13 protein-coding genes and 4 pseudogenes are annotated in these 16210 nt (G+C 38.8%); 11 read left to right on the top strand and 6 right to left on the bottom strand.

Going from position 1 to position 16210, the window contains the following annotated elements; genetic code table 11:
• Positions 1 to 353 precede the first annotated feature (353 nt).
• The 3 genes and pseudogenes from BTN49_RS19370 (at position 354) to BTN49_RS22525 (ending at position 1939) form a co-directional block, all read left to right on the top strand.
• The gene (locus tag BTN49_RS19370) at positions 354 to 488 is read left to right on the top strand and encodes a hypothetical protein (protein ID WP_263363880.1); all 135 of its coding nucleotides are present in this window, start codon (positions 354 to 356) and stop codon (positions 486 to 488) included.
• Positions 489 to 644: 156 nt separating this feature from the next.
• Positions 645 to 953, top strand: coding sequence for a transposase (locus BTN49_RS09805; RefSeq protein ID WP_241896498.1), 309 nt, complete (start codon positions 645 to 647; stop codon positions 951 to 953).
• A gap of 116 nt (positions 954 to 1069) precedes the next feature.
• Positions 1070 to 1939: pseudogene (locus BTN49_RS22525) on the top strand (IS982 family transposase).
• Between the two features lie 111 nt (positions 1940 to 2050).
• On the opposite strand, the gene BTN49_RS09795 reads toward BTN49_RS22525, so the two are convergent.
• The gene (locus BTN49_RS09795; RefSeq protein ID WP_097357034.1) at positions 2051 to 3376 is read right to left on the bottom strand and encodes a DEAD/DEAH box helicase; all 1326 of its coding nucleotides are present in this window, start codon (positions 3374 to 3376) and stop codon (positions 2051 to 2053) included.
• A 1010-nt stretch (positions 3377 to 4386) separates the two neighbouring features.
• Here BTN49_RS09795 and thiD point away from each other — a divergent pair.
• From thiD to BTN49_RS09780, 3 genes and pseudogenes are all read left to right on the top strand, one after another.
• On the top strand, positions 4387 to 5199 hold the full coding sequence (gene thiD, locus BTN49_RS09790; RefSeq protein ID WP_097357033.1) for a bifunctional hydroxymethylpyrimidine kinase/phosphomethylpyrimidine kinase: 813 nt from the start codon (positions 4387 to 4389) through the stop codon (positions 5197 to 5199).
• An 86-nt stretch (positions 5200 to 5285) separates the two neighbouring features.
• Positions 5286 to 5779, top strand: a pseudogene (locus BTN49_RS22520) (transposase); the annotation flags it as partial.
• Between the two features lie 44 nt (positions 5780 to 5823).
• Complete coding sequence (locus BTN49_RS09780) at positions 5824 to 6342, top strand: hypothetical protein (RefSeq protein ID WP_146679355.1); 519 nt, start codon at positions 5824 to 5826, stop codon at positions 6340 to 6342.
• A 71-nt stretch (positions 6343 to 6413) separates the two neighbouring features.
• Here the strand turns inward: BTN49_RS09780 and pdxH are convergent, their stop codons facing one another.
• A complete protein-coding gene (gene pdxH, locus BTN49_RS09775) occupies positions 6414 to 7052 on the bottom strand; it encodes a pyridoxamine 5'-phosphate oxidase (RefSeq protein ID WP_097357030.1) in 639 nt (212 codons plus the stop codon).
• Between the two features lie 707 nt (positions 7053 to 7759).
• On the opposite strand from pdxH, the pseudogene BTN49_RS09770 reads away from it, so the two are divergent.
• A pseudogene (locus BTN49_RS09770) lies at positions 7760 to 8677 on the top strand (IS5 family transposase).
• A 128-nt stretch (positions 8678 to 8805) separates the two neighbouring features.
• On the opposite strand, the pseudogene BTN49_RS22515 reads toward BTN49_RS09770, so the two are convergent.
• From BTN49_RS22515 to BTN49_RS19360, 3 genes and pseudogenes are all read right to left on the bottom strand, one after another.
• Positions 8806 to 8927, bottom strand: a pseudogene (locus BTN49_RS22515) (transposase); the annotation flags it as partial.
• Complete coding sequence (locus BTN49_RS18260) at positions 8899 to 9075, bottom strand: transposase (RefSeq protein ID WP_241896501.1); 177 nt, start codon at positions 9073 to 9075, stop codon at positions 8899 to 8901. The pseudogene BTN49_RS22515 and the gene BTN49_RS18260, both read right to left, overlap by 29 nt.
• Positions 9076 to 9190: 115 nt before the next feature.
• A complete protein-coding gene (locus BTN49_RS19360) occupies positions 9191 to 9322 on the bottom strand; it encodes a hypothetical protein (RefSeq protein WP_263363882.1) in 132 nt (43 codons plus the stop codon).
• A 544-nt stretch (positions 9323 to 9866) separates the two neighbouring features.
• On the opposite strand from BTN49_RS19360, the gene BTN49_RS09760 reads away from it, so the two are divergent.
• A complete protein-coding gene (locus BTN49_RS09760) occupies positions 9867 to 10868 on the top strand; it encodes a D-alanine--D-alanine ligase (RefSeq protein ID WP_097357029.1) in 1002 nt (333 codons plus the stop codon).
• Between the two features lie 465 nt (positions 10869 to 11333).
• Here BTN49_RS09760 and BTN49_RS21155 read toward each other — a convergent pair whose 3' ends face one another.
• The gene (locus BTN49_RS21155; RefSeq protein ID WP_097357028.1) at positions 11334 to 11576 is read right to left on the bottom strand and encodes a helix-turn-helix domain-containing protein; all 243 of its coding nucleotides are present in this window, start codon (positions 11574 to 11576) and stop codon (positions 11334 to 11336) included.
• A gap of 887 nt (positions 11577 to 12463) precedes the next feature.
• On the opposite strand from BTN49_RS21155, the gene BTN49_RS09750 reads away from it, so the two are divergent.
• The 3 genes from BTN49_RS09750 to BTN49_RS09740 all read left to right on the top strand — a co-directional run bounded on the left by BTN49_RS09750 (position 12464) and on the right by BTN49_RS09740 (position 16107).
• Entirely contained in the window at positions 12464 to 12892 is a 429-nt protein-coding gene (locus BTN49_RS09750) for a DUF3010 family protein (protein ID WP_097357027.1), read from the top strand.
• Between the two features lie 502 nt (positions 12893 to 13394).
• Entirely contained in the window at positions 13395 to 13850 is a 456-nt protein-coding gene (locus tag BTN49_RS09745) for a hypothetical protein (RefSeq protein ID WP_097357026.1), read from the top strand.
• Positions 13851 to 14178: 328 nt separating this feature from the next.
• Positions 14179 to 16107: a response regulator gene (locus tag BTN49_RS09740; RefSeq protein WP_158523726.1), complete on the top strand. Its 1929-nt coding sequence runs from the start codon at positions 14179 to 14181 to the stop codon at positions 16105 to 16107.
• Positions 16108 to 16210 lie beyond the last annotated feature (103 nt).

The following is a 16210-nucleotide window of genomic DNA, read 5'->3' as shown; positions in this document are numbered from 1 at the left end:
CTGAGCATCACCAATAAACTTGGCTCGGCGACATTACCGTCAAGGTTCCAAAAGTTCGAGATAAAACAGGGAGCGGAATCAAATTAAATAACAGACTTGTTCCACCCTATCTCAAGCAAACCAAAAACATAGAAGAGATTAGCCCTTGGTTTTACCTGCGGGGGATCTCCACGGGCAATATGCAGCCAGCCCTAGAATTGATCTTAGGTAAGCAAGCCAAGTGGTTATTAGCAAACAGTGTTTCTTGACTCAAGCAGCAGTGGGAGGAAAAATACGATTAGTGGCGTAAGCGCAACCTAAATAAACGGAGGTATGTCTAGATTTTGGCTGATGGTATTTACTGCAAAGTTTGAATGGATGATAAACTTTGCCTGCTTGTTGTCATCGGTATCGAGGATTTCGGTCGCAAGGAAGTGCTATCTGTTGTCGATGGGTATAGGGAGTCAGAGGTTAGTTGGCTTGAAGTTCTGTCACCGCTAACGTACTAAGGTATCAGTACCGCTCCTGAACTTGCCATTGGTGATGGCGCTTTCTATTTTTGGAATGCAGTGACAAAGTATTGGCCAACGACGCGTCATTAGCGCTACTGGGTACACAAAACGGCCAATTTATTAAAGAAAGTCCCAAAATCTATTCAACTAAAAATGAAAGAATCGCTTCACGATATCGGGATGGCGGAGACACAACAAGAGGCACATAAAGCCTTCAGACAGTTCGAAATACGATATGGTGTTAAATATCCCAAAGCAGCGGAGTGCCTGACCAAAGACAAAGTGGAAATGCTAGCATTTTACAATTTTCACGCTGAGCACTGGACATATATTCAAAAAATAAACCCTATTGAATCAATGTTTGCAACGGGGAGGTTAAGAACGAACAAAACTAAGAATTGTGAAAGTCAAAAAAACGACACTGGAAATGGCCTTCAAACTGATGTGAACCGCTTAGGTTAATTGGTATAGCTTACGAGGCTTGACATTAACTTGAGCTGCGTATAAGAAATGAACTAAATGTCCAAGTCGAGATCTGATCGTTGGAAATAAACTATTGACTACAAAAGAACTTGAGCATGAATAACTTAGACGCTGTTCTCGTCGATGTCAACGACTTCTACCAAACTTTCCTCCCTGCATGGAAAAAATACCTAATTGCTTCCGGTATCAAACAAAGAAAGATGCCTTCTCGCCTCTTATGTTAGTGAAGTGATGATAATAGTGATAGCTTTCCATCAATCTGGGTATCGAGACTTTAAAACCTAGTACATCCACTTTAGTTGTCACTACTTCATCAACGAATTTCCTGAATTAGCCAGCTACATGAAAATGCTTAAGTTCATGTAAAGTTTTCTAGTTCCGCTTTACTCTTACCTCACTCACCGTTAGTGATTGCCTTCGTTGATTCGTCCAAGCTACAGGTTTGTCACAACCTACGTATTTTCAGACATCAGGTTTTTAAAGGTACCGAGAAGTGAAGAAAAGAGAACAATTTGGTGGTTCTACGGTTTTAAATTACACTTCATTATCAATGACCAAGGTGCATTATCTCAGTCAAAGTGACGAAGGATAACGTGGATGATAGAAAGCCTGTATCAGAAAGGGTTGACGAGTTTTGGGGGTGTTTATACGGAGATAAAGGTTATATCTCTGGTCTATTGGAGCGGGAACTTGCAGACAAGGGAGTGACACAGATAACTGGTATGAAAAAACATGAAATCCAAAGTGGTGAAACTTTGGAATCGTTTGATGCTCCGGAAACAATTTATTATTGAAACCGTTTTTGATCAACAAAAAATATATCCCAAATCGAGCATTTTCGGCACCGTAGTTGTATCATCTTTATGGTTAACTTGCTGGCTAGTCTCATCACGTATTCATTTCAACCAAAGAAGCTGAGCATCAACCTTATTAGGTTTAATAAGCAAGTGCTTATGCAGATCTGAGGTTAAACTATAAGTGTCTCAGTTATTATCTGAATGCCACGTTTAAGTTGTGGAATTATAAACAGACAAAGGAATACTTATTCGGAGAACTTTTTTCGCGTTTTGCGGATATTATTCCCCGATGTCCGTCCATTTATTTTTAGAAGCAAACAAGTGATCACCCACCGACACACCTTTATAAAAACTCTTATTACGTTTTTTCGGTATCGGTTTCTTCGCAGATTTATTTTGAAATTTTCCCGATTGTGGTGATATTTTCGTGAAGATCTTTTTAGGTTTTGTTACAAGGCCTTTAAATTTACCTTCTAACCCTTCAAACATTACCAATTTAATCTTCTTTTCGAGGAAACTTTCGATAGCTTTAAAACTATTCCAGTCCTTCGGACTTACAAATGAAATTGCAGTGCCCTTGTTACCTGCGCGACCAGTACGCCCGATACGGTGAACATACTCTTCAGGATGTTTCGGCATATCGAAGTTTACAACGTGTGATACGTTAGAAATATCCAAACCACGAGAAGCTAGGTCGGTAGTGACTAATACTGCATGCACACCACACATAAACTCGCTCATGATACGGCTACGTGAAGCTTGGTTCACTTTGCCACTCAATGCAACCGCTTTGATATCACGTTCAAGAAATAAAGCTGCTAGACGCTCAGTATCTACACGTGTTGCGGTAAATACCATCATTTTCTGATAGTTCTCATCGTCCAGAATACGGTCAAGAAGTGCTTGTTTATGACCTAGGTGATCACAAAGATACAGACGTTGCTCAATATCCTTGTGTTCTTCATTTACATAGCCAATTGCAATACGGCGCGGATTCTTCAACATATCTGCAGCAAAATTATTTATTTGCTGATGATCAAGAGTTGCAGAAAACATTAAGGTTTGACGACAGCGGTGGTTTGCAGCCACATTAATGATTTTTAGTTGTGGTTCAAAGCCAAGATCAAATAATCGGTCAGCTTCATCTACAATTAACAGCTCTACTCCAGATAGTCTCAAATGTCGATGCTCGAGATGGTCAGCTAAACGACCTGGCGTCGCAACAACAAACACTGGATCTTTATGAAAATCTTTTGCTTGATCGTTAAAATTTTCACCGCCAAGAATTAATATTCCTTTGTACTGTGTGCCCCCAGTAAGTTGACGAAGTTTGCCAAAAACTTGTTTTGCCAACTCACGAGTTGGTGCAAGAACTACAACACGTGGATCACGACGGCTCCAAGCTTTATTACGCATGACGCGTTGCATCGCTGGAAGAAGGAATGCTAGTGTTTTACCTGAACCTGTCTTAGAAGATGCAAGCAGATCTTGTCCTGAATTAACAACAGGAATGGCTACAACTTGAATTTTAGTTGGGGTGTCAAATCCCCAATGTTCAATCGTTTTAATCAGGCGCCTGTTTAAACCTAAGTCTTCGAATTTCAAGGTGATACTCCAATGTGTTCTTTTTATAAAGGGAGTCATTGAGTTATATTTACTCGCCAACCGCTATGAAAATAGGAGACTAATATAATTAAACAAATTAAAGGTGCAGGTTTTAGCGAGCTTTACTGGTGTCATGATTGTGGCATTCCTTTGTAGATGTAGTGAATTCCATCAAAAAAGGATAGCACCGAGCATGGTGTTAGCAAACTCACCCTATTTGAGGGCATCAATGCGCCAATTTTGACGTGAAAATTCCGTAAAAGGGACTGATTATTCCTATGAGGACTTACCTTGAACTAAACACATTTATGACCTCTAAAATTGAGTAACTTCCAGTTATTCTGGTACATACTTTCAATATCAGAAAAATTGATCACGTCCATAACATTCAGGCGACTAAGGCTCCCTGTGATTTTTAAGTATGTTATATTGTCCCGTGCGTATCCATTTATGGATGATTTTTGTCGCTTGTGTTAAATTGACGACGTCAATAAATGGAGTAGTTTCATACTTGGTGCAGCGGGCTTTGTGATCATTATAGCTACCGTTGACGTTAAATGTCGATGTTGCCCGCACACAAGAACAGTTAAAGCGCTTAATATTAACCATGGGGGAAACATGCTAGGCATGTTGCCGAACCTTTCAGCTTTAATACACACACATGGCTTGCTTGGCTGGGAGGAAAAGCAAATTGTTAAACGGGCTGTTAATAATGCTGGTATCCGTGACACCTCTTGACTACTACACATCAGCATTAATTTGGTTATCGTAGAAAAAACCTTCAATCTACTTTTTAATCTGTTATCCATATTTAATGTTGTATTTTGGAGCACAGTCGGTTTCTATGTGTATGATATATCTTCCCGAAAATAAATACATTGTTGGTGGGTTCTATAGGCCTGATTTAATCAACAACACCGTCAGGACCTGTAAAACATCGATAAACTAGCTATATCCGTGATATAATCACCAAGGTTTACCAAACACACTTATGACGGATCATCCTCACGATGACGGACTTTCGCACCAATACCCCCCCAGTTGTACTCTCCATTGCAGGGTCTGATAGTTCATCAGGTGCCGGTATTCAAGCAGACCTTAAGAGCATTACTGCTAATGGCGCATATGCATGTACTGCTATTACTGCTGTTACGGCTCAGAATACTCAAGGTGTAACCCATATCACGCCACTTGATACTTCAATTGTTGCTGCGCAAATCGATGCAATTTTTAATGACTTTAATGTTTCATCTGTGAAAATTGGGATGCTAGCGACCCCTGAAATTACACAGGTCGTGATAGATAAGTTAATCCAATATCATGCCAAAAACATTGTTGTTGATCCCATCCTATTATCAACTAAAGGTCAAGTGCTCCTTAGTGAGGCTGCCATCACCCTCTGTAAAAACAAACTCTTCCCATTTTCTGTCCTTGTTACCCCGAATCTACCAGAGTTTTACGCTTTATCTATAAGTAACGACATCAAGATTAAGCGAGATATTTTAAACCTTGCTCTTACAACGTTTGGCTGTGAATGGTTGTTGGTTAAAGGTGGTCATAGTGATGATGAGAAGTACTGCACAGACATATTAGTTCATACATCTGGGGTTTATTCAATAACATCACCAAGAATTACATCAATGAATACCCATGGTACTGGTTGTACCCTCTCTTCAGCAATTGCTACTTATCTCGCACACGGTCAAAACATGCTCGATTCAGTCACAAAGGCAAAACATTACCTCAGTGATTGCTTACTCCGAGCACAAAACCAACGACTTGGTTCCGGATGTGGGCCATTGGATCATTTTATACTTAATTAACCTGAGATTCGAATAAGAAATAAACTGAATGCCAAGTCTCGATCTGATCGTTTGAAAAGAACTATCGACCGCATGAGGACTTGAGCGTGAATAAGTTAGACGTTGTTTTCGTCGATGTCGACGACTTCTACCAAACTTTCCTCCCTGCATGGGAAAAACACCTAATCGCTTCCGGTATCCAACAAAGAAACAAGCCTTCTCGCTTCTCAGTTAGCGAAGTGATGACGATAGTGATAGCTTTCCATCAATCTGGGTATCGAGACTTCAAAACTTATTACATTCACTTTGTTTGCCGTTACTTCACCCATGAATTTCCTAAATTAGTTAGTTACACGAGAATGCTCGAATTCATGCTAGGTATCCTAGTTCCGCTTTACTCTTACCTCACTCACCGACATGGATTGCTTTCGTTGATTCGGCCAAGTTACAGGTTTGTAACAACCTACGCATTCTTAGACATCAGGTTTTTAAAGGTACTGCGAAGCGAGAAAAAGGAACTCTGGGATGGTTCTACGGCTTCAAATTATACTTTATTATCAATGAACACGGTGGCATTATCTCAGTCAAAGTGACGACGGCTATCATGGTCTTGATATCATCAACGGATCTTTATCCTAGGCACTGGTGCTTCTTCAATTGCACCGGATGATGGCGTTATTCCACGAAATTGTTCAGATATTTCAACTCGATTGCCTCTATGATAGAGCATCTCGGTCAACGCTAAAACCAGATGACGCAATTGAGGTTGAACAGTGCCAATGCATTGCATCGCTCTGGTCTATGAGCACTTTTTTAGGGACTCCATGCAGATCCGATGATCTTGTCGAAGAAGGCCAAGGCGGTAGACTCATCGCGGGTTTCAAAGAGATAGAAATCCACAGTGTCTCAGTGCTTATCGACAGCGCGATACAGGTAATACTATACACCCTTGATTTTCACCTAGGTTTCATCCATTCACTAGGAAGTCGATACAGCATTTTTTCTTTTCCTGAAAGTCTTCTCCAACTGAGGTGCATATGCCAAAAGCCCGCAGTGGAGGATCAGTATGTCATGATATTGCCTGCCGTTGAAATTGAGTTCCATGGGGTGCAATGCGCCTTGGAAATATTGGAGCATCATGAACAGGTTAGCCCATTTCGTTAACTTTGCGACAGAACTTAGAAAAGTAGGACTAGTCTGTTTCAGAATATGGTTCAATGAATGGAAAATATCGACTAGGGCGCTAAGCGCTCAATACTCCATTTTCCATTTGTTTCAATCTGATAAATAAATCGGTCATGAAGTCGGTATTCGCCACCCTGCCAAAATTCAAGAGAATTAGTTTTGACTTTGAATCCCCCCCAAAATGTCGGTAATGGTACTTCACCCTTATCAAACTGTTTTTTAAGTTCCATGTATTTACTTTCAAGTACAGAACGCGTGGTCATACGCTCACTTTGACGACTCGCCCACGCAGCAAGTTGGCTTTCTTTTGGTCGTGAAAGGAAGTATGTCATTACTTTTATCTTGCTTAGTTTTTCTACTATACCTGTAATGTGGACTTGACGATCTAATGGATGCCAAGGAAAGTGCAGGCTGATACGTGTGTTGTCTGCTAGCTGCTTAGCCTTACGACTTCCAAGGTTGGTATAAAATACGAATCCATCTGTATCGGCGTGTTTAAGCAAAACGACTCTCTGGAATGGTTGACCATTTTCATCGACAGTAGCAACTGTCATTGCCGTCGGGTCAGGTAATTCAGCATCAATGGCTTGTTTAAGCCAACGTTCAAATAATTGAACAGGGTTTTCAGGTAGGTCTTTGCGTCTCAGTCCACCTTTGTTATATTCTCTACGAATATCGAACAAATCCACGTATTGCTCCAACTAATATTTTTTGACATTTTGCTGCAGGTTACTTCACTTCTCAAGTGAATTTATCTACTCGGTTACCATTAATCATCAGAAAATATATGAACCAAATCCAATTTAGAACTGCAAAATTAGCAATTCAGGGGTTGCTGATATAAGTGGTCACTCACTAACCATGGTTGTTGTTGATAATTCATGGTACCGTCGCATATTTTCTTAGAAAGAAGAGCGTACCATTTTCGATAGTTAGCTACCTCCTTAATACGCTAGACCATAAGTGTTGCAGTTATTATCTAAATTTAAGAGCACTAAAAAATATAAAAATAATCGTATTTTGTATCTTGGATACCATTTCGCGTCATGATAAAAAATAACATTTATTTACATATCTATGTCAAAACAAATAGAGTGTTTTTACGACGCAACGAGGTAAACTTATTAGTTCAAGGAACGAATACGTGTCATTTTACAGTGTAAATTCGTGGCTATCAAAGGACTCCTTAAAATTCTTGCATTTTGAACATGCCTTTGTTATTCAATGCTGGATTCGTAATCAACCTGAGCTGCGCATGAGAAATGAACTAAATGCCTAAGTCGAGATTTAATCATGTGAATCAAAACATCAGTTGAAAAAGGCGTTATTTCCAAAACATCTGAACTAATGGCAATTTCTACGATCAGATCCTCATGGAGTTAAGTGGGAGGTTATGATGGAAAAGGGCAAGAATAAGATAAGAAACTGGAAACAATATAATCAAGCATTAGTAAACCGAGGCTCAGTCACTTTTTGGAGAAATGACGCTGCCATTCAGGTATTTCATTATCTAAAGCATAAGGGTCATCGTGGACGTGGGTTTATATTTTTGGATACCGCGATTAACAAGGCACTGATGGTGAAAAGTATTTTTAAACTCACTCTTAGTGGATTAGAAGGCTTTCTCTTATTCTGTTTTTACGTTGATGAATATCCCTCTGAAATTCCCTATATACACTTGCATTAGTAAACGGTCGAAGACCGTAGAAGTTAAGTACCGTTTGCCAAATCTAGAAGCTGTCACCCATGTTGTTATTGACGCTAGAGGCCTAAAGGTATACGGCTAAGGCGAAGGGAGAACGCGTAAATACGGTAAGGAGAAATAGCGCATCTAGTGCAAACTTCATCTTGTCGTTGATGTGCCTACTTATAAGGTTATTGCTGCAGAAGTTAGTCTAGTTTCTGTGGGTGACAATGAGTTTTTACCTAAATTGCTTAATCCATTACGACGAAAGATACATCAAGTCAGTGCTGAGGAAACCTATGACACAAAAATATGTTCCCACGGACTGAAAAACAAAAGAATAACGCCCAGTATTCCACCTTGAAGCAACGCGGGGTATTGGGAGGAAGGGCATCCTAGAAATAAAGCTGTATAGGCGTTAGAAGAAGATAAATTGGTGGAGTGGAAGAAGGACAGGGGTTATCACAAACAATCATTAGCAGAGACAGCAATTTTTCGCTATAAACAGTTGTTTAACCCTAAACGCACTCTTCGTGATTACAATACTCAAGTTGGTGAAGTACTGCAAATGTGAAAGCGATGAACAAAGTTATAAGATTTGGTATTCATGTTCATCAACAGAGAAATTAAGACTATAAAAAAGATTGTGATCAGTGCGTCATAGGCCTGATTTAATCAACCTCAGATCTGTATAAGAGCTTGCTTATCAAGCCGAATCATCTTGCTGCTCAGTTTATTTGGTTGAAATGAATACGTGATAAGCCCCCCAGCAAATTGACCATAAAGTTGATATAACTACGGTGCCGAAAATGCTCGATTTGGGATATGTTTTTTAGTTGGTTAAAATGGTCTCAATAATAAATCGTTTCCGGAGCAGGCTTCCTATCATCCACGTTAGCCGTCGTCACTTTGACTGAGATAATGTCACTTTGGTCCTTGATAATAAGGTATAATTTAAAGCTGTGGAACCAGCCCATCGTTCCTTTTCCTTGCTTTGCGGTATCTTTAAAAACCTGATGTCTGAGAATGCATAGGTTATGATAAACCTGTAGCTTGAACGAATCAAAGAAGGCAATCCCTGTCGGTGAGTGAGGTAAAAAAAAGCGGAACCAGAATACCTTGCATGAGCCTGAGCATTCGAGTTTAGCTGACGAATTCAGGATAATCGGTTTTGAAGTCTCGATACCAAGATTGATGGAAAGATATCACTATCGTCATCACTTTGCTAACTGAGAGGCGAGAAGGTTTATTTCTTTGTTTAATACCGTAAGACATTAAGTTTTTCCCATGCAGGGCGGGAAATCTGGCAGAAGTCGTCGACATCAACGAAAACAGCGTCTAAGTTATTCATGCCAAAGTCTTTATGCAGTCGATAGTTTTTTAAACGATTATCTTACGACTTTGGTATTAAGTTTATTTTCTATGCGCAACTCAGGTTGTTTGTATCGTTTCCAGTTGCTGATCTTGTGCTTGGCCGTTCCCATCATCACCTCCTGTTTAACTCCATCGATGATCTAATCGTAGGAATTGCGATTAGTTCAGATGTTTGGGACACAATTCCATGACAAATCGTAAAGGCATTACGACAAGTATAGTATCACTGTCATTCATGTTAATGTTGCTGCCGTCATATTGTTGCACGCATTTTGTATAGCAAAGATCAACAACCCATAATTTCTAGGGATGTTTGTCTTCAGGCTAGATGGAAATGTACACTCGATTCTTTGTTTTACCCTCTCGATTTCCATATTATTCATCTAATTTATAAATTGTGATTTTGTTATACTTAGGTAGTTTCTCATATGGAGCGTTAAAGGTCATGAACCCAACTAAAGTATTATTACTGTGTGGCGGTGGCGGTGCAGAACACGAAGTTTCCTTGATTTCCGCGGATTATATCGAATCTGAACTAAATAAATTGCAGTCGGTATCTGTTATACGTGTGGAGCTTACCAAATGCTCTGGGTGGACGGATACATATGGGAGAAGTTGCCGTTTGAATCTTAATAAAACTCTGGATGTTGGCGATAACATTATTGCCATTGACTATGTTGTCCCATGCATTCACGGATTTCCTGGAGAAACGGGTGACATCCAATCATTGCTTAAGTTGTCTGGTTTGCCTTTTATGGGCTGTGATGCATCAGCCAGCATCTTGTGTTTCAACAAAATAACATCAAAACTCTGGTTTGACGCAATTGGTATCCCAAATACACCTTATGTTTTCCTGACTGAAAATAATAATGATAATATGGTTAGGGTGGAAGCTGCTCTTGAATCTTGGGGTACAATATTTATAAAAGCTGCATGCCAAGGTTCATCTATTGGCTGTTACAAAGTGACCGATAAAGAGGCGATTCAAGAAGCCGTAGAAAACGCATTTACATTTTCAAAGCAAGTACTGGTCGAGAAAAATGTAATACCGCGTGAATTAGAAATTGCAGTATATCATTATGATGGCAATGTAGTCGTAACAAATCCAGGTGAAATCAGCTGGTCTGAAGGAACTTTCTACACATATGAGGAGAAGTATAGTGCTAGAAGCCACAGCTCAACGAGCGTCAAACCTGAAAATCTAACAGACAAACAGATCACGCTAATGCGTAAATACGCAAAAAAAGCTTTCGTGCATTTAAAACTCAAAGACCTCTCTCGGATTGATTTCTTCTTGACCGAAGACGGGGAAGTGCTATTGAACGAAATAAATACCTTCCCAGGAATGACACCAATCTCCATGTTTCCGAAATTGGTTGAACATAACGAACTCACATTTGTTGACTTTCTTGGAAGCTGTATTTATCAAAGTGTTAGGACGTGTTGATCTGTGATGAGTATCTTCTGAACAGGAGGGTGAAGTATTATACCACTTCGCCAAAATAACCTATCCTATAACACCATACCTAGAACCATGAGAACTGATATTTACTGGAAACTGTTAATCTAATTAACGAAGGGCACTGGTCGTGTTTATGACAAGCTAAAACATATGATGACTTTCTAAGGTATTATTTATCGGATGTAAACCGCCCTCCGTTAGGTGAAATGTACAGGTGTTATATCTTAAGCCGCCATCAAATACTCTAAAAAATCGCGTTAGGAGATATATACCTGAGACGCGCTCTACCACATGTATTGTGTATGTGTTTTATCTTGGTAATTTTCTCATTACTGACCTCGTTGAGGTCAATTCCATTGAATAAACGTCGCCTTGTCAGATCCTTGGTTTACTCATTCCGTCCCCGATTACTTGACCGATAAGGTCTAGCAAAATGAAAAATATCGTCTGTTATTTCAGCAACTTATTCATGACCGGCGAACTCTGTACTCGCCTGTTTATTGGGCATGTTGCTGATGCAAGGTGATGACAGTATATGCCGTAAAAATTATTTGGGATATGGCGCTTTATTTCTCGACTGATAGTTGAGTGAATACAGCTAACTCTTCGAAAAATCTGACTAAAGGAATAACCTTCAGCAAATCGTTGCTTAATATAAAATTGGTCATTGTCATTTAACTGGTTATGAACCATGCATATCTCCAAACTAAAAGAGGACGCGGAAAGTGCACTTTAGTCTGTCTGAGTCTCCTCTAGGTTGTGCATTTTACCTGACGGAGGGGAAACTAGTCTTCCATAGTGAGATTTACTACGTTCATTTATAAAGTGGAGCAGCGTGTATCGACGATTTAATTTTTGGTCTAAAAAAGGAATTTCCGTAAAATTTTCTAAGGAGTTATCTAAAATTGCCGACTTTGAATGGATCTTTATTGAGGATTTAATTGTGCGAACACATCAACTCGGTACTGGGATAACCACCCAGCACTAGGAGAAAATATGAAAAAATAGTGGTGGTGGTTCGTCAAAGATTTATCTTTTCTGTACGAAAACCAACTGATTGAACAGATGATCCTTCCAGCTTTCATTATCATAAACGAAAGATATTATATATACATATTTAGGGAAAACTTACGAAGTACCTTGCCCAATAAGAACCAATGCAAAGTAGCTTGAGTTCCACTCCGCCTCTCTTTTTATCTCCTTATTTTCGCCTCAAAACTTGTTTTTACATTTAGTAAGTTCAATTCTAAATAATTTATGTTAGACAGGATTTTTACGGCTTTTTTCGCCGAGTCCGAGCATTATCTTACTTTCAGTAATGTATCCAGTAAGTTGATTACATGACCCTTTTCGCAAAGTAGAGGCCATCTTTTCTGAGGAAACAACCTGATCTGAAGACCGTTCCGAGTTTAATTGGAATCAACTTTAAAATCTCATTTACAGAATTTAGTTTTATGAAACACTTTTTGCGACAATACCTATATAAATTAATAAAACATCCAACCATTCTATTTTTCTTCATGAACATAACTTGTGATTTAACTATAATAGTGCACTCATTTACCTATGGAATAAGAAATATGCGAATTTGTGCTGTCGATTTCAAAAGCAACGAGGCGAACATCTGTCTGATTGAACTGACCCATGGCCTGTTTGACGTGCCTGATTGTCGCACACGTAAATTTACTGTTATGAACGCAGCTAACGCAGGACAAATACGACAATTCCAGCAGTCTTTTGCAAAACTAATGGATGACTACAAAGTTGATAAGATTGTTATTCGAGAACGGCCTATGAAAGGTAAATTCTCAGGAGGTGCTATTAGTTTCAAGCTCGAAGCAGCACTACAATTGATCGAGAATTTTGATAGTGTCATTTTCACATCAAGAGAAATGAAACAATCGATAAAAGAAACTCCAGTGATGGTGATGGGGAAAGATGTTGGCTTGAAGCAATTTCAGGAACAAGCATTTAATATAGGCTGTGCTTATTTGAACAGCGTAGCCTAAGAGTATTAAGCTACAGGTTTTCGCTAAATAGATACCAACAAGACTTAATTAAGCTCAGATCTGCATAAGCGTGGCTTATCGCCTATGCAGATCTGAGCTTATTCATGACCACTCTTGATACCTTATACCAAGGGGAGAAGAAGCTGCTATTATTCCTATATCATTTGCAATAAGTACATCCATTCTGAGTTCTAAGAGAAAAGGTATTGAGGCTAAGTCTATATTTAGATCTGTAATAGTATTTCTATACGTTGGGTGCTTTATTGGCTAAAATTCTGGTAAATATCTCTGAAAGACGGTGTTAAGCTTTACAAAATTAAGTCTTGTTTAATTGATGCACCACTGACGATTGTTAATCGAATCAGCATAAAAAAGCTGGGTATTGAAATGTCGAAGGACTGGAGTCGTAACGTAAAATATGTCGATTAGATGTTTTTCTTTGAGAAAGCTGCCGTTAGCAGCACAGGTAATACTGATTATCAGGATTACTGAGGTGGTTGTGATGGTCAGTGTAGGATCCTACACTAATATGGTAATGCAATTCGCACTTATAAAAGAAATAAAATTACGTCAAAAAAGTTACATTAACTTTTTCGCAGATGAACTGGAAATGCGTAAGCAATACATCGAAGATACTTTGGAAATTTTTGTTAAAAATCCTGATCTTGCCAAGTTTTTGTATTTGCAGATCAAGCGCAGTGTTAGTCAAACATTAAACCGCTTAATGGAAAGTGATCCATATATCAATTACTTTCTTATTTTTGATACAGTACGCAAAATATTTTTGCGAAAACGTCACAAAAAAGAAGACATACTAATCAATAGTGAAAACCTACTAGGTAAGTTTATTCTTATTAATCAGATCAATACTCAATCCAATGCATTAATTACTTTTGTAGTTTTGACCAAGATCGATCCTTATGGCTCTGTAGCAATGAATGCAGAAATAAAATTATAATGGGTTATCAAATAAATTGTTAAATAAGGGTGATTGCTTGGGTGGCTTGTGGTGTATTTTTTGGCACAATTTGATACAAGAAATATTGGAAAAGATCGTCTTAAAACAATACCACCTAGGAGGTGAGATTGTTGAAATTCTGTGAGTGGATGAAAAAAACAGGTGATTGTGAGTAGTCAGCCAAAACTAGTAAGATCTAGGATCGTGCTAAATGATTCGGTCATAGAAAACAAATTGCCAGTGACGTTTAATAAATTCCAAACAAAGAAGATAATCTTTAATGACGGTAAAGAGACGTATCAAGTACTAACATGAGGCTAGAAATATGATGTTTGTAGCTATTACCGTGGGTATTTTATTAATGGTGATAATTTTAGCCTTTGCGTTGAAATTGAGTCTGTTTAAGCGGATACAAGTTTTAATGGAAGGAACAGAACGGATTGAACGCGGTGATATTAAATTGATAGAGGCTGATCTGGCTGGTGATGCTATTGGCAAACTCGATAATAGCTTTAATGCTATTGCAGCAGAATTACAATACTCGATTAACCGCCTAGAAGAAGAAAAGTTATCGTTGGATGACAAGGTGAGGGAAAGAACTAAGGAACTCGAGGTTGCCAGAGAAAATGCGATTGCGAGTACGAAATCAAAGAGTGAATTCTTAGCGATAATGAGTCACGAAATTCGCACGCCAATGAACGGTGTTTTAGGTATGGTTCAACTGCTTGAAGCCACCGAACTATCCGGACTCCAAAGAGAGTATCTCACTGTTCTTGCGAGTTCTGGTAAATCATTGCTCACCATTATCAATGATATTCTTGATTTCTCGAGAATTGAAGCAAATCAAATGGAATTAGAAGCCATTGACTTTAATCTTGAGAAGTTGTGTTACGAGGTATGTAAAACCATGATGATTCAAGCCACCGCTAAGGATGTAGAGCTGATTTTGCATTATGATGCAGACAGTCCGAGGATGATCAAAGGTGACATTGTTCGTATCCGACAAATATTGGTAAATTTTGTGGGGAATGCTATTAAGTTTACACAAAAAGGGTATGTCATTGTGCAAGCTGTAGTTACGGAAATGGATGAAGAGAACGTAAATATTGACTGCAAAGTCATAGATACAGGTATAGGTTTATCAGTGGAGCAGCAGAAAAAAATCTTCAACAAATTTACTCAGGCTGATACTTCAACGATACGTAAATATGGAGGAACTGGTCTGGGTTTGTCTATCTGTAACAAACTAATCTCTTTGATGGATGGAGAAATTGGTGTTAGGAGTAAACTTGGGCTTGGCGCCACCTTTTGGTTTAGGCTAACTTTGCCTAGGGTAGGCGTAATAAAAATAATTTCTAAGAAAAGTTTATTATCCAGCAATGTTATGGTGATTAGTGGTAATCAAGTGAACTTAAGCATTATAAGGTCGATGTTAGAAAAGTTTGGTACAGAGGTGACGTCTATACAAGATCCTAGGTCTGTTATTTCTCTGCTAAAACAAGCTGCCCTGAGTGGGAAACCCTTTGATCTAATTTTGACTGATTCTCAGATGTCGTATATGGAAGGAGAAGAACTTGTACAATTAGTTAGAAAAGACGAAAAGATTTGTCAGGTTGCTATCATTATTATGACCTCCTCTTATGAGGGGAGTGTTTCTGGGTATGCTGAGAAAATTGGTATCAATGGCATTCTACAAAAGCCGATTATTACTGAACAGTTGTATGATATGATGAAATCGGTATTAGGTTCGATGGAAAAAAGAGAAGTCAGGAAACAGCCGTTCATATCCGCTAAAAAGCTGTCTGGATTCATGAACGGTGAAGTAGATCAATCATATGAATTTAAAGGAGCAATTCTACTGGCAGAAGATATTCTAGCTAATCAATTGGTTGCAACGGTGATGCTTAATAAAATGGGTTTAGATGTGGAGATTGCAAAAAATGGAAAAGAGGCTATTGGGCTGTGGAGTACTAAACAAATTGATCTTATACTGATGGATTGCCTGATGCCCTGTCTGGATGGGTTTCAGGCGACTGAAATGATTAGGGCATTAGAAGTAAAGAATGGCTGTTTAAACTACATTCCGATAATTGCACTCTCAGCCAACGCGATGAAAGAAGATAAACAGAAATGCTTGGATGTAGGCATGGACGATTTTCTAGTAAAACCCTATGAAGTAAATGATCTCCAGCAACTGATGAGAAAATGGTTACCACGTGACAATGTCAAGATGGTCTTTCCTTATTTACATGAATAATAGATAAGGCAATTGCAGAGCAAAGCTTTGAAAAATACAAACGTGCTCTCCATAGCCAAGTATCCACAAGTGCCTTTATTGGCATGGACTCTTTGTGTAATAT

Origin of the sequence: Candidatus Enterovibrio escicola (assembly GCF_002464935.1) — a bacterium.
Classification (GTDB): domain Bacteria; phylum Pseudomonadota; class Gammaproteobacteria; order Enterobacterales; family Vibrionaceae; genus Enterovibrio; species Enterovibrio escicola.
Note: the sequence above shows the minus strand (reverse complement) of the source record. Positions and strands in the feature narration are given on the sequence as shown.